Source organism: Rhizobium sp. S96 (assembly GCF_030382195.1).
GTDB lineage: Bacteria > Pseudomonadota > Alphaproteobacteria > Rhizobiales > Rhizobiaceae > Rhizobium.
The window spans coordinates 368,539-389,759 of sequence record NZ_JAUDRY010000006.1; the positions used below are offsets into that span (position 1 = coordinate 368,539).

Consider the following 21,221-nt stretch of genomic DNA (forward strand, 5'->3'; position numbering starts at 1 on the left):
GACGGACGCCCAACTCGCTTCCGGCACTAAGGAGGCCAGGTGTGATGACGTCCTATCGAGCCAGCCAGCCGCCATCGACCGGCAGCACCGTGCCATGAACATAATCGGAAGCGCGTGACGCCAGATAGACCGCAGTGCCGACCATATCTTCGGCCTTGGCCCAGCGGGCGGCCGGAATGCGTTTCAGGATATCGGCGCTGCGCTCCGCGTCGGCGCGAAGCGCCTCGGTGTTGTTGGTTTCGACATAGCCGGGGGCGATGGCGTTCACATTGATCCCCTTCGACGCCCACTCGTTCGCCATCAGCCGTGTGATCCCCGCAAGCCCGCTCTTTGCGGCCGTGTAAGACGGAATGCGGATGCCGCCCTGGAAGGAGAGCAGCGAAGCGATGTTGATGATCTTCGCCGGCGCTTGGCGTGCGACCGCGGCTTTAGCGAAGGCCTGGCAGAGGAAGAAGACGGATTTCAGGTTGGTGTCAAGCACCGCGTCCCAATCCTCCTCCGTAAATTCCAGCGCGTCGGCGCGGCGGATGATGCCGGCATTGTTGACGAGGATGTCGGGCGAGGCGCCGGCGGCAAGGGTGCGTTCGACAACGGCCTTCGCCTCCTCGGTATCGGACAGGTCCGCCTTGAGCGATACGAACCGGCGCCCAGTCGATGTGACCGCGTCCGCCGTCTCATCCATCGCCGAGCGGCCGACGCCGACGATGTCGGCACCCGCTTGACCCAGCCCAACGGCAATGGCTTGGCCGATGCCGGTATTGGCGCCGGTGATGATGGCCCAGCGGCCAGTGAGATCGAAAAGGCTCATCGCAGGTCTTCCATCGGCACCTTGTCCATGTCGGTGAAGCTCATATTATCGCCGGCCATGGCCCAGATGAAGGCGTAACGGCCGGTTCCGGCGCCGGAATGGATCGACCAGCCGGGCGACAGCACTGCATCGTGGTTCTTCAGCACGACATGCCGCGTCTCGCTGGGCTCTCCCATGAAATGGAAGATACGCGTCTGCTCCTGCATGCCGAAGTAAAGATAGACCTCCATTCGGCGATCGTGAACATGCGCCGGCATGGTGTTCCAGACCGAACCGGGTTCGAACATGGTCAGTCCCACCAGCAATTGGCAGCTATCGCAGACATCTGGGTGCACATACTGATTGATGGTGCGGGCGTTGGATTCTTCCGCCGAACCCACGACCACCTTCCTCGCCATCTCACGGGTGATGTGCACCGTCGGGCACGTCCTATGCGCCGGTGCGCTTAACAGATAGAAGAGCGCCGGCTCCGCCGGATCGCGGCTGGCGAAGCTCAAAGCACCGTCGCCCATTCCGACGTAAAGCGCCTCCTGAAAGCCGAGTTCGTAAGGCTTTCCCGAGACGCTCACCGTGCCGGCACCGCCGATATTGACGATGGCGGCCTCGCGCCGGTCGAGAAAGCGCTCCGTGCCGGTCTGTGCGATGGCGGCGATCTCCAGAGGACCGGCAGTCGGCGTTACGCCGCCGACGATCATGCGATCGAGGTGGCTGTAGGTGAGATTGGCCTCACCAGGGCGAAACAGCTCCTCGATCACGAAGCCGTCGCGCAGGCCCTGCGTGTCGCGCCCTGCGGCATCCTCAGGTCCGACGACCTGGCGTACTGATACTGAAATGGTCACGGGCTATGCCCCTTCTGTCTGTTGGGTGGGATCAGGTGAGCACGACATATTCGGTCAGTTGGTTGATCGTCGTGTCCGCCTTATCGACATCGAACACCTTTGTGCCGTGGCTCATGATCACGAAGCGGTCGCAGACCTGATAGGCGTGATAGATATTGTGGGTCACAAGCACGCTGGAGACGTTTTCCGCCTTGAGCTTCAACACCTGGTTCAAGAGTGCTTCGGTCTCGCGCACCGACAGCGCCGAGGTCGGCTCGTCGAGAAGCAGCACGCGCTTCTTGAAATAGACGGCGCGGGCGATGGCGACCGCCTGCTTCTGGCCGCCGGAGAGATTGCCTACCAGCGTATCGGGGCTGTCGATGCCGGAAATATGGACCGCGTTCTGCAGCACCTCCATGGCGATCTCGCGCATCTCGCGCTGCCGCAAGAAGCCGAAGCGATCAGTGAGTTCGCGGCCCATGAAGATGTTGCGGGTGATCGAGAGCGAATCCACCAGCGCCGTATGCTGATAGATGGTTTCGATGCCGGCATCGGCGGAATCGGACCGGCAGGTGAAGGCGGCCTTCTTGCCGTCGACGCTGAGGTAGCCGTCCGTCGGCTTGTGTATGCCTGAGATCAGGTTGACCGTGGTCGACTTGCCGGCGCCGTTGTCGCCGAGCAACCCTACCACTTCGCCTTCGCCGATATGGAAGCTCAGATTGCGTAGCGCCGTCAGCGCGCCGAAGCTCTTCGAGATGTTGTGCAGTTCAAGAAGATTGGGGGCCGACATCACGCAAGACCTCGCCGCTCGATAAGATGGTTGAAGATGGCGGCCAGCACGATCAGCGTCGCGATGAACATGTCGAGATAGAAGCCCGGCGCGCGCAAGAGAAGGAGCACGTCGGTGATGGTGTGGATCAGGAGCACACCGAGGAAGATGCCGATGATCGAGCCCCGGCCACCGCGCAGCGACAGTCCGCCGATGACGCAGGCGGCGATCGCCTGAAGTTCCAGTCCGGCGCCCTGCCCCGGCTGCACGCTGCCGACGCGGGCCGTTGCAATGATGCCGGCCACGGCCGCCATGCCGCCGGCGATCGCGAAGGCCACCAGCTTGACGCGGTTGGTGTTGATGCCGATCGCCTCGGCCGCACCGCGATTGCCGCCGGTAGCGAACACATGGTTGCCGAAACGGTGACGATGGACGAGGTAGTGGAAGCCGACGACGAAGAGAACGATCCAGATGAACGCCGCATTGATCCCGAGCAACGTGCCGGAGAACAGGCTGGTGAAGATCGGCTCCGGGTCGAAGCGCACCTGGATAGCGCCATTATAGAGCAGCACCGCGCCGCGCCAGAACAACAAACCGCCCAAGGTGACGATAAAGGAGGGTAGGCCGAAGCGCAGTGTGATGTGGCCGTTGAGCAGCCCGATCATGATGCCGGCCAGAATGCCGAGGGGGGCGGCTATGAAGGCGCTCAATCCCGCGCCGACGAGGCTTGCCATCAGGATGGCGGTGAAGGTGTAGACGGAGCCGATGGAGAGGTCGAACTCGCCCGCGATCATCAGCACGCCGGCGCCGAGCGCCAAGCAGCCGAGCACGGGGATCGCCTTCATCAGGATCGTCAGGTTCTGCGGCGAGAGATAGCGAAACTGATCGGGGTAGAGCAAGGCGCCCGCGATGCAGACGATCTGCAGCGTCATGAAAACGAGGAAGATCGCGCCTGCCGGCATCGCCATGATCTGCCGGATAATAGGTTGTTTCTGCGTCCGCGACCGGGGCGCGGCACTTGTCTCAAGAATTGGTGTCACGGTCTGGTACTCGATCGATTGGAGACGGAGAACCTGCCGGCACCGCCGACAGGCTCCCACGAAGCGCGGTTAGCGGAAGCTGCCGATCAGCGGCTTGACCGAGCTGATGCGCGACTTGTCGAGGAAGGCGCCCTGCCCGGTGTCGACGTCGGTCGGGGTCAGGCCGTATTTCTTCGAAAGCGCGATCTGGGCGATCGGGTAGTAGCCCTGAAGGTAGGGCTGCTGGTCCATCGTCGCGAACATCGCGCCGGATTCAACGGCATTGACGATTTCGACTGCCAGATCGAAGCCGCCGAACGGGATCTTCACGCCTGCGTCCTTGATGGCACCGGCACCGACCGTCGAGGTGACGGAGCCCGTTCCGAACAGCGCCTTGACGCCGGGATTGGCGATTAGGAATTGCGCCATAATGTTCTGCGCCTCGGCCGGATCGAGACCAGCGCGAACCGTCTCAACCTTGATGCCGTTTTCCTTCATCGCCTTTTCGATGCCGCCGCCACGCGCGACCGCGAAGCTCGCTTCGGGGATTTCGCGAGGATTGAAGACGACGTCGCCGGACTTCAGGCCGAACTCCTTGATCATCCGATTGCCGAGCTCATAGCCGGAGGCAAACTCGTTCATGCCGACATAGGCCTGGCGGCAATTGCCCTTGGCGCCTTCGAGGTCATCATTGTTGAAACCGATGACGACGATGCCGGCCTTGACGGCCGCGCAGATGCTTTCATCGAAGGCATCGGACGAGGAGATGGAAACCGCGATGCCATCAACACCGGCTGCCGTCGCGCTTTCGATCAGGTCGTTCTGGCGAACCGGATCGTTGTTGGCGTACTGCACGTCTAGATCGACGCCGAACTGTGCCGCCGCGTCCTTGGCGCCCTTCACCACGGGGTTGAAGAACTGGACACTCGGATCGAGATAGATGATCATCGTTGCCTTGACGTCGGCGGCCAATGCCGTAGATGTCATCATCGTGGCGATACCCGCGGCGAGCGCTGCGGTTTTCAACCTGGTCAATTTCATTTGCGTATCCTCCCTTTGGATGTGCAATACGGGTCGAAAGACCCAAGTCTCGGCTGGCGGGCTCCGACCAAAGATCACGCCGGCCGAGATTTTCCTCCGAGACGTCCCGCCTTCTCCCAAAAGCGGAAACGCCCTATCCCTTTAATTCCCTGTCAGCCGAACCACGGCGCCGGTCGCCCGAACGTCACGTGCACGCCCTTGAACTGGGAATATTCATCGAAGCCATAGCGACCGAGTTCGCGGCCGAGGCCGCTCTTCTTGTAACCGCCGATCGGCAGTTCCGGCGTGCCGTCGATGACGCTGTTGATCCAGCAGCGGCCGGCGCGAATGCGGCGGATGCTCTGCATCGCGTTTTCCAGATTGGTCGACCAGACCGAGGCGGAAAGGCCGAACTCGCTTGCATTGGCGAGCGCCACGGCCTCGTCCGCGGTCTTGAAGGTCAAGGTCGAGAGCACCGGACCGAAGATTTCCTCGCGGGCGATCGACATCTCGGGCTTCACGCCGGCAAAGACGGTGGGGGCGTAATAGATACCCTTGTCCTTGCCGACGCGCTCGCCGCCGAGCAGCAATTCGGCACCCGATGCGATGCCGGCTTCCACATAGGAGTGAACCTTGCCAACATGCGCTTCTGATATCATCGCCCCGATCTTCGTGCGATCGTTCAGGGGATCGCCGAAGGTCACCTTGCGCGAGATATCGAGCAGGCGCTCCATAAGCGCATCGCGAATGCCTTCCTGCACCAGCAGCCGGCTGCCGGAAATGCAGCACTGCCCGCCATTGTGATAGACGCCGTAAGCAATGCCATCGGCGGCGGCCTCGAGATCCGCATCGGCAAAGACGATCTGCGGCCCCTTGCCGCCAAGCTCCAGCCCGACGCGCTTGACGCTCCGCGCGGCGATCTCACCAAGCTTGGTGCCGACCCGCACCGAACCCGTGAAGGCGACCATGTCGACGCCGGGATCTTCAGCGAGCACTTGGCCGGCCGGATCGCCGTAGCCGGTGACGACGTTGAAGACGCCATCGGGAATACCCGCCTCACGTGCCAGTTCCGCCATGCGGATCGACGTACCCGAGGTGAATTCCGACGGCTTGAGGACGACGGTGCAGCCGGCGCCGATCGCCCACGGCACGCGCTCGGAAGCGATGATGAAGGGAAAATTCCAGGGCGTGATGATACCGACGACCCCGACGGCTTCGCGCAGCACGAGACCCAGCCGATCGTCACCGATATTGTTGTGCGCCTGGCCTTCCAGTGCACGCGCCTGACCGGCGGCGTAGGACCAAAGGTCGGCGCAGAAGCCGATCTCGCCGCGCGCCTGGGCGATCGGCTTGCCGACCTCAAGGCTTTCAGCCAGGGCCAGTTCTTCCTGGCGCTTGAGGATCAAGTCCGCCACCTTGAACATCAGGCGCGAGCGCTCCGCGCCCGACATGCGCGGCCATGGGCCGGTATCGAAGGCACGACGCGCTGCCACGATTGCCAAGCGCACATCGTCAGCCGAAGCTTCCGGCCAGGTACCGACCACGACGCCCGCGTGACCGGGGCTGACACGGTCGATCGTGCGGCCAGATGCAGCATCCACCGACTTGCCATCGACAAGCATCTGGTAGCGGGATTTAATGTTCAGCCGCGGATCACTGGAATCAGGCGCAATGAAATTGGACAGCACGTTTCCCTTAAAGCCGACACATCGTGCCGGCCCTCCCTTTTTACCCGGTTTCAGACCACCGGATTTATGTTGCGTTTGAATTGTATGGTACTGTATGGTGGTTTAAATTGGATGTCAACGCATGACGGCGACGAAAGACATGAACCTAGAATCCTTGAAGATTGAGACCGGCGAAACGGCGGCGGCGCAGGTGGAACGCGACCTGCGCGAGCAGATCATCAGGCTAGAGCTGGCGCCCGGCACGCGGCTTTCCGAGCAGGAGATCGCAACCCGCATGGGCGTATCGCGCCAACCCGTGCGCGAAGCCCTGATCGCACTCGGAAAATCACGGCTGGTGGATGTGCGTCCCAACCGAGGCACTGTCGTCGTCCGGATTTCGGCGCGACAGATGATGGAGGCGCGCTTCGTGCGCGAGGCGCTGGAGACCGCCGTTGCGCGCCGTGCCAGCGATAGCTTCGACACCTGGACGCGCCGCCGCATCGACAACATCCTCGGACGGCAGAGGGCGGCGATGGAAGCACACGACCACAACGCATTCCGACGCGAGGACGAGCAGTTCCACATCGCGATCGCTGAAGGTGCCGGCTGCAGCCTAGCCTGGAATGCGATAGCCGACATCAAGGCTCACATGGACCGCGTCTGCAATCTGCAGCTTCGCCACCCCGATTCGATGATGCGGCTGATCGCCGAGCATGAGGCGATCATCACCGCCATCGACGGACGCGACGCGGACGCCGCCGCCGCCGCCATGCGAGCGCATCTCAACGGGATTTTGTCGGATCTACCGCAGATCGAGGCGGATAATCCGGATCTGTTCGAATGATGCCAGATTGAAGAGCCATTGCGCGGACCATGAACCCGCAATGGCCGCCCTCGGACGTGGTTGAGCAGCGGCGCACCAAGGCTCCAAGCTAGAGAGAGACGCTGCGCCCAGTCCTGACGCTCTCGTCCGCCGCAATGCAGATGCGCAGCGAAGTCACGGCATCATCCATGTGACGGGTAAGGTCCAGGTTTTCGACCACGGACCGGTAGACGAAATCCTGCTCCCGATCGCACAGCGCCTGATGGCCCGGCTCGTCATGCATATCAAGCCAATCATCCGCTTTTGCCGGAGATCCATCTGCCTTCAGCTCTGCATGATGGACGCGCAATCTGGATGTCCGCGTATGCGCGTCCAGATCGGCGGAGCTTGCGCCCTCGTCCATGACAATGGAAACCGAGCCGTTCGGCGAAATGACGTCCTTCACGAAGAAGGCGGTCTCTGACATCATCGGACCCCAGCCGGCTTCGTACCAGCCGACGCTTCCATCCTCGAACAGCACCTGGAAATGGCCGTAATTATACATGCCGTCCGGCAGCCCCCCCGCCATCTTCACGCCCATGCCGCGCACTTCCACCGGCTTTGAATCGGTGATCTGGCACATGACGTCGACATAGTGCACGCCGCAATCGACGATCGGCGATGTTGTTTGCATGATCGATTTGTGGATCGCCCAGGCAGTGCCGCTCGACTGCTGGTTCAGGTTCATGCGGAAGACATAAGGACCGCCAAGGCCGCGCGCCTCGTCGATCAACCGCATCCATGATGGATGATGGCGCAGGATATAGCCGATGACCAGTTTCCGGTCATTGGCTTTGGCGGCGGCCACGACGCGCTCCGCATCGGCGACATTGGCGGCAAGCGGCTTTTCGACGAAGACATGCGCGCCGCTTTCCAGCGCCGCGACGGCCATATCCGCATGGGTGTTCGTGTGGGTCGCGATGCAGACGACATCGGGCTTGAACTCTTCAAGCGCCTTCAAATAGTCGTGACGCAAGGGATAGGAGCGCAGTTCTTCCGGCAGGTCGGGAACCGAGCGGTTGACGAGGCCGACGATCTCGAAACCGGGGTGATTGTGATGGGCGAGCGCATGGCTCTTGCCCATCTGGCCGAGGCCGACCACCAGAACCTTGAGTTTTTGTTGAGTCATTCAGGCAGTCTCCAAGTCAAACGGTGCGGCGAGCGCCAGCAATCTGGCTGGCGCCGATGCTGGCGAGAGCGACGCTGAACAGGGTCGGGTTGGTCGCTGTCACCGTCGGGATGACGCCGTTGCCGGCGACATAGAGATTGTCGAAACCCCAGACCTTGGAGTTTCGGTCGCAGACGCTGGTACCATCGTCGCGCTCGCCCATCCGGATCGTCCCTTGGTAATGCAGCGACGAGCCGACCGGCTGCACGAAGGTGGCAAAGCCGGGGGCCGGACGACCGATGATGGCGGAAATACGCTGCGCATGGCCCTTGGCCTCTTCGAGGCGCGCCTTGTCACCTTCCGACTGCCGCCAGTGAATGGAAATGGCCGGAAGGCCGAGCCAGTCACGGCTATTGTCATCGAAGGTGACGCGGTTGTCGGCGCTGATGTCGGAGGCCACGAAAAAGCCCATGCCGATCGGCTGACCACTCATTTCGCTGGCCTTCGGCATCGTATGCAGGCTGGTCGCGGCAATCGTGACGGAATAGGGAAACTCCGTGGTGGACGGAATCCAGCTCATAGACGCCATCGGCACATCGGTCTGCATTTCGCTGATCTGCGAGACGATATAGTGGTCGTTGATGTAGCGGCCGAGCGCTTCCGGGCGGATACCCGAGGCGTAGAGCAGTTGCGGCGAGTGCAGCGAATCACAGGCAACGACGACCGTTGCGGCCTTGACCACGAAGGCTTCTTCCGAGCCGACGCGGACAAGTTCGACACCGGTGACATGGCCATTCTCATGAATCACGCGGCGGCAAGCCGTTTCGGATAGAATCTGGAAGCGTTCCTTCGGTTCATCGACGAGATCGCCGAGAACGACGTCCGTGCCGTGATAGCGCAGGCCCTCGGGGCCAGGCGTTGCGGCAAGCGGCATGGGCTGAACGAAGCGATCAGGCGTGCGACCGGGATTGAAGACTTCGCCCAGGCGCTCGCGCATGGCGATGGCTGCAACATCGCCGGCGCGCGGGTCCTTGTTGGTCCCGAGCAATTGCGCCGACACCGCCAGAGCCTTGTGCATCTCGTCGGTGGGGATGAAAGGCACCAGTTCGATCTCGGAGGGCACCGGCGTGCCGGTCGACCACTTGGTTCCCATGCCGCCGACATTCGCTGCCGAGAAGCCGGCAAACAGGTTCTCGTCCTGCGGATCGGCTTCATTGGCGATGAAGAGGCCCGAACGACGCAACATCGATCCGTCGAAACCGCCGGCGCGACGCGCTTCCCATTCCTCCTTGTTGATCGGCATGCGCGGGCTGCGATCGCCGCCCTGAGCTTGCAGTTCGAAAGCCGCGCGCTCATCGAGATCGACGATGTTGTCGAGATGCGCACCCTTTTGCGGAAGAATCTGCGGGCCGGCCTCGACCATCAGAATACGCGCTTGCGGCCATTCATTCCTGATCACCCGTGCATAGGCCGAGCCGGTCGGGCCACTCCCGATGATGACGACGTCGGCGGATTGCTCAGACATTATGCTATTCCCTATTCTTCGGTATCAATTTGATATCAAACAAAGATGTATCCTAGCGGATGTCAACCGGGATCGTTAGTCTGCGAACAAAGTTTGATAACAGCGATCGAGGAGATGCCACGATGAAGATAGGTCTGAGTTCATATAGTTTCCGTCCGTTGATGCAGAGCGGGGCCATGCAGATCGAGGATGTGTTCGCCTGGGTCGGCAAACATGGCGGCGATCATGTCGAGCTGGCAACGCTTTCCGTCGCCCCTGAAGGGCAGGATCTGCAATATGAACTCATCGATGACGCCGAGATGCTGGAGCGGCTGACCGGAACATCCGGCAACAGCGGTGTACCGCTTGCCGGCCTCTGCACGTCAGGCAATTTCATCGACGATAGTGAACGGGTATTCCAGCTTGCCCGGTTGAAGCGCTACGTGGAGCTTTGTGACAAGCTTGGCGTGCGCTTTCTGCGCCACGACGTCGTGCCGTGGTCACTGCGCGCAACTGCGCCTGGCCAGTTCGAAGAGGCATTCCCTGCTATCGCTGAAGCGACCCACGAACTTGCCGCTCATGCCGGCCGCTATGGCGTGACGACGAGCGTCGAGGACCATGGCTTCTTCATGAATTCCAGTGAGCGGATCAAGCGGCTGCTGCATGCCGTCAATCTGCCGAGCTTCAAGCTCACCGTCGATATCGGCAATTTTCTCTGTGTCGACGAGAATCCGCTGACGGGAACGCGCGCCTGCCTCCCCGACGCGAGCTTCGTCCACATCAAGGACTTTTATATGCGGCAGACCGCTCCCGGAACCGATTGGCTGCAGACGGTCGGTGGCCAGGCGATTCGCGGTTCGGTCTTCGGTTACGGCGATCTCCCTGTTCAGTCGATCATCGAGGACATTGTCGCCTCGGGCTACGACGGCTTCGTCTCGCTGGAATACGAAGGCAACGAACCGACGCAATACGGCTGTGAAATCGGCCTGAAGAATGCGAAGACAATGTTTGCGGCGGCTGCCACCCGCTGAACATTGCCGCCTGCAATCTTGAGACTAGAGCGCGGCGATCCGATCGACACGCTTCTTCAGATCGGCGAGGCGATTTCGGTCGCCTCCCGGCACCTCGATAGAGGCCCAGCCGGAATAGCCGACATCCAACAAGGCCTTGTTGACGGAACCCCAATCGCAATCGCCTTCGCCCAGCTCGACATCGAAGCCCTTCCACGGGCCTTCGCTGTTCATTTTTCCGAGGCTGTATTCCTTGATGTCGACCTTGAGGACGCGCGGCCCGAGCGCCTCGATCCAATGCGTCGGTCTGCCGTAGCGAAGAACATTACCGACATCGAAATACCAGCCGAGTTTCGGATGCTTGAAGCGATCGACGAAATCCGCCGCCTCCAAGGGGCTCAGCAGGAAGTCGTTCCAGACATTTTCAAGCGCTATAGATACGCCGGTTTCTTCCGCAGCAGGCAGAATCTTTGCGATCCCCTCGATGGCTCTCGCGTAAGCGGTTTTGTAGCTGGTGCCTGCGTTGACCACGCCCGGAACGAGCAGCACCGTCGTGGCGCCGTAGACCTTGGCATCATGGAGCGCCTTGACCATCGAATCGACACAGGCCTGACGCGCCGCCGGATCAGGATCCGTCAGCGGGTGTTTCCAGTGCACGGCATTGACGAGGCCGGGGATCTTGAGGCCAGTCTTGTCGCGGGCATTCAGCACCTCGTCGAGCGGCAGATCATTGGGCGAGTCGAGCTCAACCCCGTCATAACCGAGATCGCGCAGGAGCTGGAATTTCTCCAGGATGGAAAGCGACGGCTCCTCGACCATACTCCATTTCAGGCTGATCTTGGCCAGGGGACGAGCGGAAACGGACGCGGAAGATTGATTGGCTGATGCGGTCATTGATGGATCTTTGCTTGGTAGGAGCGGATGCGCGGCGGGACTATGTCAGCCAATCCCAAGCCAATCAATCGGTCATTGGAAGACCACAAATAATCATCGCCATGGGCACAGCCCAATATTGGTACCGCCGCGGCGTGACCAGTCACTATGCGCCGGAACGCCGCGTTGCGGTCGACCCGGCTTGACGTTTTCCGCCAACGAGGAGTAGCATCGACTCCTCAGCACTAGGCGATACACGTCTTGCAGTTGCGTTTTCTACCCAGCATTTCTCTTCGCATACGAACAGCCAATCGCTCAACGAATTGACGGAGGAAGCCTTGAGGACCAGCTCTGAGGGGGGCATTGCGCGCTGCTTCGCTACGATCTTTTCGATTATGTGCTTCGCAATGGTTGTAGCCGCTCAGCCCCTGGCCGCACAGACCGAACCGACGGTCGGTGTCAGTAGCGTGGCTGTTGCCGACGTTTCTCCCAAGCATGAATTCGTCGGACGGGTCGAGGCAGTCGATGCGGTTGATGTGCGTGCGCGCATCGAAGGCTTTATCGAAAGCCGTTTGTTTGCCGAGGGGCAGTTCGTTCGAAAGGATCAGGTTCTCTTCGAAATCGACAAGCGCTCCGCGGAGATCGCTCTCGAAGAAGCAAAGGCAGGCTTGGCGAGCGCGCAGGCAACGCTTAGCGATGCACAGCGCCGGCTAGAGCGCAATCAGTCTCTGAGTAGCCAGACCGTGTCGCGCGCGGTGCTGGAAGAAAGCCAGGCCGCCAGCGAAACTGCGCAAGCCAATCTCCTGTCCGCCCAGGCAAGGGTCGAGCAGGCCGAGCTTAACCTTAGCTTCACGCGGATATCCTCGCCGTTTGATGGCCGCATCGGCGCGGCTGCCCTGTCGGTCGGGAGCTACGTGAATACATCATCGCCTGCGCTCGCACGCGTGGTGGCGATCGACCCGATCCGCGTGGTGTTTTCCGTCAGCGACCGCTCGATCCTGGAGTTGCGCGCAGCGGCAGGAGGTATCGGCAAGGACGAGCTGGCCAAGCGATTTACTCCCGGCCTTCGCCTCTCGGATGGTCAGCCCTATGCGCAGTCGGGCAAGATAGAGTTTTTCGGAAACGAGATCGACGAACAGACCGGAACGCTCGCAATACGCGCGCTGTTTCCCAATCCGCAAGCGCTGCTCATACCGGGGCAGTTCGTCACGGTCGTCATTTCGCAGGCCGAGCAAAAATTGCGCCCGGTCGTGCCCCTTGGCGTGGTTCAGCAGGATCGCGAGGGCAAGTACGTCCTGTTGGTCAATGCCCAAAGCGAGGTCGCCGTCCAGCGGATCAAGGTTTCCGAGCAGTCCGATGGGAATTGGATCGTTGACGAGGGCCTCAAGGGCGGAGAAAGCCTGATTGTCGAGGGACTGCAGAACGTGTCGGAAGGCACGCACGTCAAAGCGGTCCCCGCATCGCCGGCCGCCACGGCAGGCGCGTCTGCGCTGGTTCCAGTGACCCAGAGCCCGTCGCCATGAACATTTCCGCGCCCTTCATTGCAAGACCACGATTTGCGATGGTGATCGCTGTCGTGATGATCATCGCCGGCGTGGTGGCGCTGCTGCAGATCCCGGTCGCGCAGTTCCCGCAGATCACCCCGCCTGAGGTGCAGGTCACCGCCAGCTATCCCGGCGCCAATGCCAGCGTGATGACCGACAGTGTCGGCGCGCCCATCGAGGATCAGGTCAATGGTGTCGAAGACATGCTCTACATGTCTTCCTCCAGCACGAATAACGGCACCTACAGTCTGACCGTGACCTTTGCCGCCGGAACGGACCCAGCAATCGCACAGGTCAACGTGCAAAATCGCGTCGCCATGGCCACGCCCAGGCTTCCTGCCGCCGTCACGCAGACCGGCGTGTCGGTGAGGGCGCGATCCTCCAGCATGTTGCTCGGCTTTGCGATCTATTCGCCAAAAGGAACCAGAGACGACGTCTTCATCAGCAACTACGCGACCATCAACATTCGCGACGCGATTGCCCGCATTCCCGGTGTCGGCGAGGCAAGTGTCTTCGGCCCGGCATACAGCATGCGGATATGGATGAACCCGGACCGGATGCAGGCGCTTGGAGTCACAGCGGCCGACCTTACTGCCGCAATCCAGGCACAGAACGCCCAGGCATCGGCGGGCCAGCTTGGTTCGCCGCCATCGGCAACCGGCCAACAACTGCAGCTGACCGTGATGGCACGGGGCCGGCTTGCTGACGAAGCCGAGTTTGGCGACATCATTGTGCGCACGAACCGAGATGGCGCGATCGTGCGGCTGCGTGATGTGGCTCGCGTCGAGCTCGGCGCTCAGTCCTACGATACGGCTTCGACCCTGAACGGCAAGCCGAGTGCGACGGTCGTCGTCTACCAATCCGCCGATGCAAACGCGCTGGCCGTTTCTGACGCGGTCCTATCGGAACTCACGCGCCTGTCGAAGCAGTTCCCCGAGGATGTTGCCCCCACCGTGGTATTCGACACCACCGCCTTCGTTCGAGAGACGATCCGGGAAATCTTCATCACGCTTGCGATCACCTTCGCCCTTGTCGTTGCCGTGGTCTACGCCTTCCTGCAGGACTGGCGCGCAACGGTCATCCCGACACTGACGATCCCGGTCTCCCTGATCGGCGGCTTCGCGGTGCTCTATGCACTGGGATATTCGGCCAATACGATCACTCTCTTTGCCATTATCCTGGCAATCAGTCTTGTCGTCGACGACGCGATCATTGTCGTCGAGAATGTCCAGCGCGTGATGAGCGAGACTGGCGTCGGCGTTCGGGATGCGACCCTGCGCACGATGAACCAGGTCACCGGGCCGATCGTCGCGACGACGCTGGTGCTCGCGGCTCTCTTCGTGCCTGTCGCCTTCCTCGCAGGAATAACCGGTGAATTGTACCGCCAGTTTGCCGTGACGATTCTCGTCACCATCACCTTCTCGACGATCAACGCCCTGACCCTCAGCCCGGCGCTTTGCGTCCTCATGCTTCGCCCACCCGAGCACCAGCGCGCCGGGATTTTCAGAAAGCTGAACAATGGGCTTGATGCATCTCGGCGCTTTTATCTGCATCTCCTGCCGTTCTTTGCGCGCAAGGCATTCATTTCGCTGCTCGCCTTCCTGGTCATAATCGCGGGCATCGCTGGTCTCTTTCGGATCCTGCCGACGGGTTTCGTTCCTGCAGAGGACCAGGGCTACCTGTTCATGAATGTTCAACTTCCAAACGCCGCCTCCTTGGAGCGCACGCAACAGACGATCGCCACGGTGAGCTCCATCCTGCAGCGAACGCCGGGTGTGGCCAATACGATCGGGATCGCCGGCTCAAGCATGGTTGGCGGCGGTGGCTCCAACTCGGGGATGATCATTGCAGCGCTGAAGCCGTGGGGCGAGCGTGGCCGCGACCAAAGCGTCTTTGCGCTGATGAACCGGCTTAGGGCAGAATTTGCGGCCGTTCCGACGGCCTCCGTGGTGGCATTCAACCCGCCGGCAATCCCGGGACTTGGAACCACCGGTGGCTTTGACTTCAGGCTGCAGGCGCGGGCGGGTCAAAGCCAGGAGGAATTGGCCGAAGTGATGCGCGGCCTGATCACCAGCGCCAACAAGACGCCGGGGCTCGCCAGCGTTTTCAGCACGTTCTCGGCCGATGTTCCCCAGCTCTATCTCGACATCGATCGCAAGCGCGCCGAACTCTACGGCGTCTCCCCGGCGACGATCTTCAACACATTGCAGGCCCATATGGGCTCGTCCTATGTCGACGACTTCAATCTGTTCTCGCGCGTCTATCAGATCAGGATCCAGGACGAGCCGGGTTTTCGCACCCGCGTCGAAGATATCCAGCGCCTGCGCGTTCGGGGCCAGGCGGGCAACATGGTGCCATTGCAAGCCATGGTGTCGATCTCCGCCGTCTACGGCCCCAATGCGGTCAACCGCTACAATCTCTTCCCATCCGCGGCGATCAACGGCCAGGCCGCAGCGGGAACGAGTACGGGCGAGGCTCTGAACGCCATGCAACGACTGGCGGACGCGACCTTGCCGGCTGGGTTCGGATACGAGTGGACGGGGCTGGCACTGCAGGAAAAGCAGGCCGGCAATCAGACCGTCATCATCCTGATCATGGGCATCATTTTTACCTACCTCTTCCTCGTGGCGCAGTACGAAAGCTGGAGCGTGCCCGTCGCGGTCATGCTCTCGGTCACAGTTGCGGTACTCGGAGCGCTCGGCGGTCTGCTCGTTGCCGGCCTCGATCTCGACATCTATGCGCAGATCGGCCTGCTCCTGTTGATCGGATTGGCTGCGAAAAACGCCATCCTGATCGTCGAGTTCGCAAAGGAGAGACGGGAGGCCGGCATGAGCATCATGGAAGCCGCGACCGAAGGAACGTCGCAGCGCTTCCGCCCTGTCGTGATGACGGCGATGGCCTCGATCTTGGGCGTCATTCCGTTGGCGATCGCGACAGGTGCCGGCGCCGGCAGCCGGCAGGCAATCGGCACGACCGTTCTCGGGGGCCTGCTGGTCGGAACGCTGATCGGCCTGCTGATGATCCCCCTACTGTATATCGCCGTGCAAAGCACGCGCGAGGGGATCAAGCGGCGCCTGTTTGGACCAACGGCCAACGACCCGTCTGTTCCCGGTGGTACAGCCGACTGACTCATGGCGCGCCGCGATCATAAAACGTTGCTGCGTTAGCCCCCGCCGCGCAACGCTTGGGCAGGTAGTGCCCGTCTGCTGAGGAGACCCGCCGTGAGGGCGGTGGACTCGACACCCCTCGCTTAGAGAGCCGAGCCTCATTGGGAAACCACCAGCAAGGCTGGTCGTATCAAAGGTTCGGCTACGACCTGACGGGCCGAGGCCAATGATCCGTATCGTGATCCGGATGTTGCCGATTTGAGGCTTGGATTCGTGGCAGGTAACCTTGCGGATCCACGGCATAGGTCGGCGCATCCCCGGGAAGCGATACCAGCATGCCGTACCACGAAACACGGCTCTCATTGCCATATTGCACTACGGGCGGAACCTCACTGGGATTATCGAAGCTTCCTGCCATGACACCGATGTCCGGAAACTCAGGATAATCGAAAATCATCGGAGTGCCACACTCACTGCAGAACCCCCGGCGAGCAAGCTCGGAGCTTTTGAACCACGACAGCTTGCCGCGCGTCACCTGAAAATCGCTCTTCAGGACCGGGCAGATCACCGCAAACGGCCCGCCCACCGCCTTCTGGCACATGCGACAATGGCAGACATGAACATTCTCCGGCTGACTATCGCACCGAAAGCGCACCGCGCCACATTGGCACCCCCCAGTATGGGGACGCAACCCACCCTCCGTCATGCTCTCTCCCTCGTCGGCGCCATAATGGACGCGGTACGACATCGTAGTCGTCACATGGCGGGATGCAACCGTCTACTCAAACCGCTTCCACTGACCGGGAGAAGTGGCGACACCTTGACCTCCAAACCCTGCCTGTCATCCTTGATGAAAATCGGCACCTCTTGAGCCAAGCCCGTCATGGAATCAACAGGTTAAAGTATTTATTGAATTAATCACTTAGTAATCCGCACGCATTACAGAGTAGTTTATATTACGTGACACACTCATATTTGAGTTGCATCAGGCAACCCATGTCTGTAGGTGGATAAATACACTCACCAATATTTTTATATGCACAAAATCCGATTTTATAGTGACAATACAGCAGCGATAGAAACGGGCGGGCTTCTTCACATACAGGACATTCCCTTGATGAAGACAATTGCATATTTGACATATGGAAACCGGCGCGAGTACGGGCTGGAGCTAACTTACAGTGTAATGTCAGCCGTCCATTTCCTCCGGCAGCGCAATGACAACATTCAGATTGTGTTGATAACCACGGCTGCGAGCCGGCGTGACGATCTCCCCGTTCGACATCTTATCATTGATGATGACGAGATGGATCGGTGGATGCTTGACGGAAAATACGCCCATGCTGCGAAATACGCGGCTTTTCTGCGCGCTTTGGACGAGTTTCAGGGACAGGTCATCCTGATTGATACGGACACCTACTTCACCCAGCATCCCGAAACTCTTTTCGAACGGGTCGGTCCAGCGCGCGCGTTGATGCACGACTACGATACTACGCTTGGAGCTCACCCGGAATGGACCAAGTTGCTGGCAAAGATCGGTGGTCCAATTGCCGGCTATAGAGTTGACGGCGCCTCGGTTATGCTCAATTCCGGGATCGTCGGCGCAGATTGGTCAATTCGGTCACAGATTGACGAGGTCTATGATCTCATGAGCGGACTCTTTGCGATCGAGCCCGTTTTCAACATTGAGCAGTTCGCCTTCTCCGCCGTACTGGGGAAGTACGCTTCGCTGTCGGTGTGCCCGGATGTTGTGAGGCACTATTGGGGTTTTGATAGACCGTTCGTCCAGGCCCAGATCGACGATCTGTTCCCACAATTTTCACGGGATCTGTTCGATCAGCATGTCGGACAACTGTGTACGTTCGGGACGCCCCCAAAGCCTCTGCGGCATCGCCTGAGAGCCAGGCTCATGGCGGCGTTACGCGGCAATAATCGGCAATATGGTTTTGCCTATCTCTCATATCTGTGCGCCTTGTCGAGTGAGAACCCAAAACTAGCCGATGCATGGGCAAATACGGCCTTGGATGTGCTCCTGGAAAACCCAGCGGGCTGGGCCGACATCAAGACCTATGTAAGGCAGGACTTTCGTGAATTTGTCACCGAACGCCTGGAGCAAAACTCATGGATGCAACCAGCTACCCGCCAACGATGGCGAGAACACTGGGGTGATGCACCCCTTTCGAGTGAGCGACAGCCTTGTGATGTCCGCACCTTTGCCTAGACGCCGACGTCGGACGGAAAAAGGAAGGGCCTTTGCATGTATCCTGATTTCGCTGCGACAGAGCGCTCGAAAGGTTCCGAGGCCAACGGACTGAACAGTCCCGCTAGCCGTTGATCAGGGAACGCGATCTCCCGCGGCATCAAAAAGGTGAAGCTTTGCCAGATTGATGCTGAGTTTCACACGCTCTCCCGGCTGAACGTCGACACGATCGCGAAGCATTACCGTCGCCGTCTGGTTCCCGATCTTCACAATGAGCATCGTCTCCGGGCCGGTCGGTTCAACCAGAATGATCTGGGCCGGGACACCGGTGTCATCCGCTGAGAGGGCAACGTGCTCCGGCCGAATACCATACTGGGCGATCGCGGCGGTGCCTCGATCGTTGGGCAAGGGCAACGCCGGGCCGCCATCCAGCACAAAGCGACCCTCGACAAGCGTCCCGTCGAACAGGTTCATGGCGGGAGAGCCGATGAAGGTCGCGACGAAGGTGTTTACAGGACGATCATAGAGATCGAGCGGTTTTCCGACCTGTTCGATACGTCCGGCGCGCATGACGACAATCTTGTCGGCCATGGTCATGGCTTCGATCTGGTCGTGCGTGACATAGACGGTCGTCGTCTTCAGGCGTTGGTGCAGTTCCTTGATCTCGGCGCGCATCGTTACCCGCAACTTCGCGTCGAGATTGGACAATGGCTCGTCGAAGAGAAACACCTTGGGGTGTCTCACGATCGCCCGGCCCATCGCCACGCGCTGGCGCTGGCCACCGCTCAACTGCTTCGGGAGCCTGTCGAGGAGTGGTTCGAGCGCCAGTATCCCGGCTGCCTCGCGCACGCGCTTTGAGATTGCGGTCTTGTCCTGACCCTGAAGCTTCAGGGCAAATCCCATGTTCTCCTCGACCGTCATGTGCGGATAGAGCGCGTAGCTCTGAAACACCATGGCGATGTCGCGCTCCTTTGGCGGCACCTCGTTGACGACGCGCCCGCCGATGCGGATTTCGCCGCCGCTGATATCCTCGAGGCCTGCCAGCATACGCAGCAAGGTGGACTTGCCGCAGCCTGATGGACCAACAAGTGTAACAAACTCACCGTCGGCTATGTCCACGGAAACGCCGTGGATCACGGATGCTGCGCCATACTGCTTCTTGACTTCGTCGATTGCGACCGATGCCATGATATCCCCCCACCAAAATTAAAGCTTGAGTTGCCAGACGCGGGCGCCGGCGATCGAACCATTTCCTTGAGATAGCTGTGCCGCCCTGACACCCGCGAAGGTCGGCAGGCGCTTGGTTCCTGTCCAGCGGCCGTTGTCGGCGAAGACTTCGATCGATCCGGCGTCCAGAAAGACGCGTACCGTTGACGGTCGAGCACCGGCCGCGAGGTAGCGGGGCGAAGCCTTGCCACTGCGATCGTTGAAGAGGATCTCCAGACCTTCCGCTTCGAGCCGAAGTGAAAGATCGATGTCTGGATGGTCGAAACGCAGTTCGAAGGCCGCGCCTGGGCTTGAAAGCTCCAACTCGATCTCGACAGCGCCGTTCTCTAACGGCAGCCGTTCGCCCGCGGCCAGACGACCGGTGCCATCAAGCTCCGCATGGCGAAGCGCGTTGACACCTTCGACCGGCGGCGTCAGTACCGCCGTTCCGTCCCACAGAACCCGACGTGGCAAGGTCATCGCCGTTGGAAAGTCTTCCTTTTTGGAGACATCTGTCCAGTTGGCGAGCCACGCAATCCCGACGGGCCCGCCGTCATCGACGAAGGCCTGGAAGGCATAGGCGTCCGACCCGAAATCCAGCTCCTGCTCCAGCTCTGGCGTGAAGGTTTGGCCATCGAAACGCCCGACCGTGACGCTGGTCATATTGCGGCGCCCCCTCTGATCCCGGCTCGTCAGAAGTCCGAAGATCAACGCCCACCGCGTTTCGGAAGTCCCGGCATCGCCAAGCGGCACCATGCACGGGCATTCCGCCGCCGTCATGCCGTAGCGATTTTCCCGGTGTAGCGTACCGAGGAAGGTCCATCCATCCGCACCCACCGGATCAAGCGTCTCATAGAGCAGAACGACGCCGCCAGCCTTGTCGCGGCTGCCGATCAACATCTTCCAGCGCCCGTCTGGCCCCTTGAAGACGTAGGGATCGCGAAAATCGAGCGTCAGGTCCAACCGGCCTGGTCGTTCCGGGAGGATCACGGTGGCCGGCTCCGCCGACAAACCGTCGCGGCTGGTGGCCGTCAGCTGGATCTGCTCTTCCGGTTTTCGATCGCGCATCTGCTCTGTGTAGAAGACGCGGATATCGTCTCCGCCCGCCGCTATCGCCGAACCGGAAAAGGCGCCGCCGCGTCCGTCATTGCGCTGCGACAGGTCATCGGACGGAAACAGGAAGACCGGCAGATGCCGCCAGTGGACATAGTCGTTCGACACGGCATGTCCCCAATGCATGGTGTTCCAGCGCAGGCTGTGAGGATAGTGCTGGTAGAAGAGATGCACCTGACCGCCAAAACGGCCAAAGCCGTTCGGATCGTTCATCCAGCCGAACAGCGGCCGAAAATGATAGCCGTCCGAAAGGGCGGGAGGCGCGTTCTCGGCGCTGTGGTGGAGAACACGGATCCCCTCGTTCTGCACGCGCGTGGGGAGGAAGGCGTAGATAACCGAAACGTCAGCTGCTTTGGCATCGTAGGACAATTCGAGACTGCCGCCGCGAGGCAACGCAACCTTGCAAAACTCGAACTCTTCCGTCCTGGCGGTCGCCACCTGTTGAAGCTCGATACCATCGAGCTCAACACTCATCGTCGCGACCTCGCCTGGTCGGCGCGATTTGAGCCAGAGGTGGATGACCGTTCCAGTGTCGAGTTCGGCACGCACGGATTGGCGGGCAGACGGGATGGTCGTTGCCTGGTAAGTCATCA

General features: G+C 60.7%; 17 protein-coding genes. 5 read left to right on the forward strand and 12 right to left on the reverse strand.

Translation table 11 applies throughout. The annotated features are described in order from the left end of the window. Positions 1 to 52: 52 nt before the first annotated feature. From kduD to QTL94_RS09420, 6 genes are all read right to left on the reverse strand, one after another. The gene (kduD, locus tag QTL94_RS09395) at positions 53 to 808 is read right to left on the reverse strand and encodes a 2-dehydro-3-deoxy-D-gluconate 5-dehydrogenase KduD (protein WP_289801328.1); all 756 of its coding nucleotides are present in this window, start codon (positions 806 to 808) and stop codon (positions 53 to 55) included. Beyond that, on the reverse strand, positions 805 to 1,647 hold the full coding sequence (gene kduI / locus QTL94_RS09400) for a 5-dehydro-4-deoxy-D-glucuronate isomerase (RefSeq protein ID WP_289801329.1): 843 nt from the start codon (positions 1,645 to 1,647) through the stop codon (positions 805 to 807). The genes kduD and kduI overlap by 4 nt, the downstream gene beginning before the upstream one ends. Before the next feature lie 31 nt (positions 1,648 to 1,678). Continuing rightward, positions 1,679 to 2,416: an ATP-binding cassette domain-containing protein gene (locus QTL94_RS09405; protein WP_289801330.1), complete on the reverse strand. Its 738-nt coding sequence runs from the start codon at positions 2,414 to 2,416 to the stop codon at positions 1,679 to 1,681. Further along, positions 2,416 to 3,435 carry an ABC transporter permease gene (locus QTL94_RS09410; RefSeq protein WP_289801331.1) on the reverse strand — a complete coding sequence of 340 codons (1,020 nt, stop codon included), beginning with the start codon at positions 3,433 to 3,435 and terminating at the stop codon, positions 2,416 to 2,418. The genes QTL94_RS09405 and QTL94_RS09410 overlap by 1 nt, the downstream gene beginning before the upstream one ends. 69 nt (positions 3,436 to 3,504) lie before the next feature. After that, positions 3,505 to 4,455 carry a sugar ABC transporter substrate-binding protein gene (locus QTL94_RS09415; RefSeq protein ID WP_289801332.1) on the reverse strand — a complete coding sequence of 317 codons (951 nt, stop codon included), beginning with the start codon at positions 4,453 to 4,455 and terminating at the stop codon, positions 3,505 to 3,507. A 152-nt stretch (positions 4,456 to 4,607) separates the two neighbouring features. Continuing rightward, complete coding sequence (locus QTL94_RS09420) at positions 4,608 to 6,122, reverse strand: aldehyde dehydrogenase family protein (protein WP_289801333.1); 1,515 nt, start codon at positions 6,120 to 6,122, stop codon at positions 4,608 to 4,610. A gap of 121 nt (positions 6,123 to 6,243) precedes the next feature. Between QTL94_RS09420 and QTL94_RS09425 the strand changes: the two genes are divergently transcribed. Continuing rightward, a complete protein-coding gene (locus QTL94_RS09425; protein WP_289801334.1) occupies positions 6,244 to 6,945 on the forward strand; it encodes a GntR family transcriptional regulator in 702 nt (233 codons plus the stop codon). Between the two features lie 88 nt (positions 6,946 to 7,033). On the opposite strand, the gene QTL94_RS09430 is transcribed toward QTL94_RS09425, so the two are convergent. Next, complete coding sequence (locus QTL94_RS09430; RefSeq protein ID WP_289801335.1) at positions 7,034 to 8,092, reverse strand: Gfo/Idh/MocA family protein; 1,059 nt, start codon at positions 8,090 to 8,092, stop codon at positions 7,034 to 7,036. Positions 8,093 to 8,108: 16 nt separating this feature from the next. Next, positions 8,109 to 9,596: a GMC oxidoreductase gene (locus QTL94_RS09435; RefSeq protein WP_289801336.1), complete on the reverse strand. Its 1,488-nt coding sequence runs from the start codon at positions 9,594 to 9,596 to the stop codon at positions 8,109 to 8,111. A gap of 122 nt (positions 9,597 to 9,718) precedes the next feature. Between QTL94_RS09435 and QTL94_RS09440 the strand changes: the two genes are divergently transcribed. Then, complete coding sequence (locus tag QTL94_RS09440; protein ID WP_289801337.1) at positions 9,719 to 10,606, forward strand: sugar phosphate isomerase/epimerase family protein; 888 nt, start codon at positions 9,719 to 9,721, stop codon at positions 10,604 to 10,606. Between the two features lie 24 nt (positions 10,607 to 10,630). On the opposite strand, the gene QTL94_RS09445 is transcribed toward QTL94_RS09440, so the two are convergent. Further along, entirely contained in the window at positions 10,631 to 11,479 is an 849-nt protein-coding gene (locus tag QTL94_RS09445; protein ID WP_289801338.1) for a sugar phosphate isomerase/epimerase family protein, read from the reverse strand. A 386-nt stretch (positions 11,480 to 11,865) separates the two neighbouring features. On the opposite strand from QTL94_RS09445, the gene QTL94_RS09450 reads away from it, so the two are divergent. After that, positions 11,866 to 12,981 carry an efflux RND transporter periplasmic adaptor subunit gene (locus QTL94_RS09450; RefSeq protein ID WP_289801339.1) on the forward strand — a complete coding sequence of 372 codons (1,116 nt, stop codon included), beginning with the start codon at positions 11,866 to 11,868 and terminating at the stop codon, positions 12,979 to 12,981. After that, positions 12,978 to 16,130, forward strand: coding sequence for an efflux RND transporter permease subunit (locus QTL94_RS09455; protein ID WP_289801340.1), 3,153 nt, complete (start codon positions 12,978 to 12,980; stop codon positions 16,128 to 16,130). The genes QTL94_RS09450 and QTL94_RS09455 overlap by 4 nt, the downstream gene beginning before the upstream one ends. Positions 16,131 to 16,311: 181 nt before the next feature. Here the strand turns inward: QTL94_RS09455 and QTL94_RS09460 are convergent, their stop codons facing one another. Continuing rightward, positions 16,312 to 16,857, reverse strand: coding sequence for a GFA family protein (locus tag QTL94_RS09460; RefSeq protein ID WP_354666054.1), 546 nt, complete (start codon positions 16,855 to 16,857; stop codon positions 16,312 to 16,314). 366 nt (positions 16,858 to 17,223) lie between these two features. On the opposite strand from QTL94_RS09460, the gene QTL94_RS09465 reads away from it, so the two are divergent. Then, positions 17,224 to 18,330, forward strand: coding sequence for a hypothetical protein (locus QTL94_RS09465; RefSeq protein ID WP_289801341.1), 1,107 nt, complete (start codon positions 17,224 to 17,226; stop codon positions 18,328 to 18,330). A 114-nt stretch (positions 18,331 to 18,444) separates the two neighbouring features. On the opposite strand, the gene QTL94_RS09470 is transcribed toward QTL94_RS09465, so the two are convergent. Continuing rightward, positions 18,445 to 19,497, reverse strand: coding sequence for an ABC transporter ATP-binding protein (locus QTL94_RS09470; protein WP_289801342.1), 1,053 nt, complete (start codon positions 19,495 to 19,497; stop codon positions 18,445 to 18,447). Positions 19,498 to 19,515: 18 nt separating this feature from the next. Beyond that, entirely contained in the window at positions 19,516 to 21,219 is a 1,704-nt protein-coding gene (locus tag QTL94_RS09475; protein ID WP_289801343.1) for a glycoside hydrolase family protein, read from the reverse strand. Between the last annotated feature and the right edge of the window lie 2 nt (positions 21,220 to 21,221).

Excerpts from the sequence above, each read along its gene's own strand:
- kduD (WP_289801328.1), bottom strand. The coding sequence starts at position 808 with ATGAGCCTTTTCGATCTCACTGGCCGCTGGGCCATCATCACCGGCGCC.
- QTL94_RS09405 (WP_289801330.1), bottom strand. The coding sequence starts at position 2,416 with ATGTCGGCCCCCAATCTTCTTGAACTGCACAACATCTCGAAGAGCTTC.
- QTL94_RS09415 (WP_289801332.1), bottom strand. The coding sequence starts at position 4,455 with ATGAAATTGACCAGGTTGAAAACCGCAGCGCTCGCCGCGGGTATCGCC.
- QTL94_RS09425 (WP_289801334.1), top strand. The coding sequence starts at position 6,244 with ATGACGGCGACGAAAGACATGAACCTAGAATCCTTGAAGATTGAGACC.
- QTL94_RS09430 (WP_289801335.1), bottom strand. The coding sequence starts at position 8,092 with ATGACTCAACAAAAACTCAAGGTTCTGGTGGTCGGCCTCGGCCAGATG.
- QTL94_RS09435 (WP_289801336.1), bottom strand. The coding sequence starts at position 9,596 with ATGTCTGAGCAATCCGCCGACGTCGTCATCATCGGGAGTGGCCCGACC.
- QTL94_RS09440 (WP_289801337.1), top strand. The coding sequence starts at position 9,719 with ATGAAGATAGGTCTGAGTTCATATAGTTTCCGTCCGTTGATGCAGAGC.
- QTL94_RS09445 (WP_289801338.1), bottom strand. The coding sequence starts at position 11,479 with ATGACCGCATCAGCCAATCAATCTTCCGCGTCCGTTTCCGCTCGTCCC.
- QTL94_RS09450 (WP_289801339.1), top strand. The coding sequence starts at position 11,866 with ATGGTTGTAGCCGCTCAGCCCCTGGCCGCACAGACCGAACCGACGGTC.
- QTL94_RS09455 (WP_289801340.1), top strand. The coding sequence starts at position 12,978 with ATGAACATTTCCGCGCCCTTCATTGCAAGACCACGATTTGCGATGGTG.
- QTL94_RS09460 (WP_354666054.1), bottom strand. The coding sequence starts at position 16,857 with ATGTCGTACCGCGTCCATTATGGCGCCGACGAGGGAGAGAGCATGACG.
- QTL94_RS09470 (WP_289801342.1), bottom strand. The coding sequence starts at position 19,497 with ATGGCATCGGTCGCAATCGACGAAGTCAAGAAGCAGTATGGCGCAGCA.
- QTL94_RS09475 (WP_289801343.1), bottom strand. The coding sequence starts at position 21,219 with ATGACTTACCAGGCAACGACCATCCCGTCTGCCCGCCAATCCGTGCGT.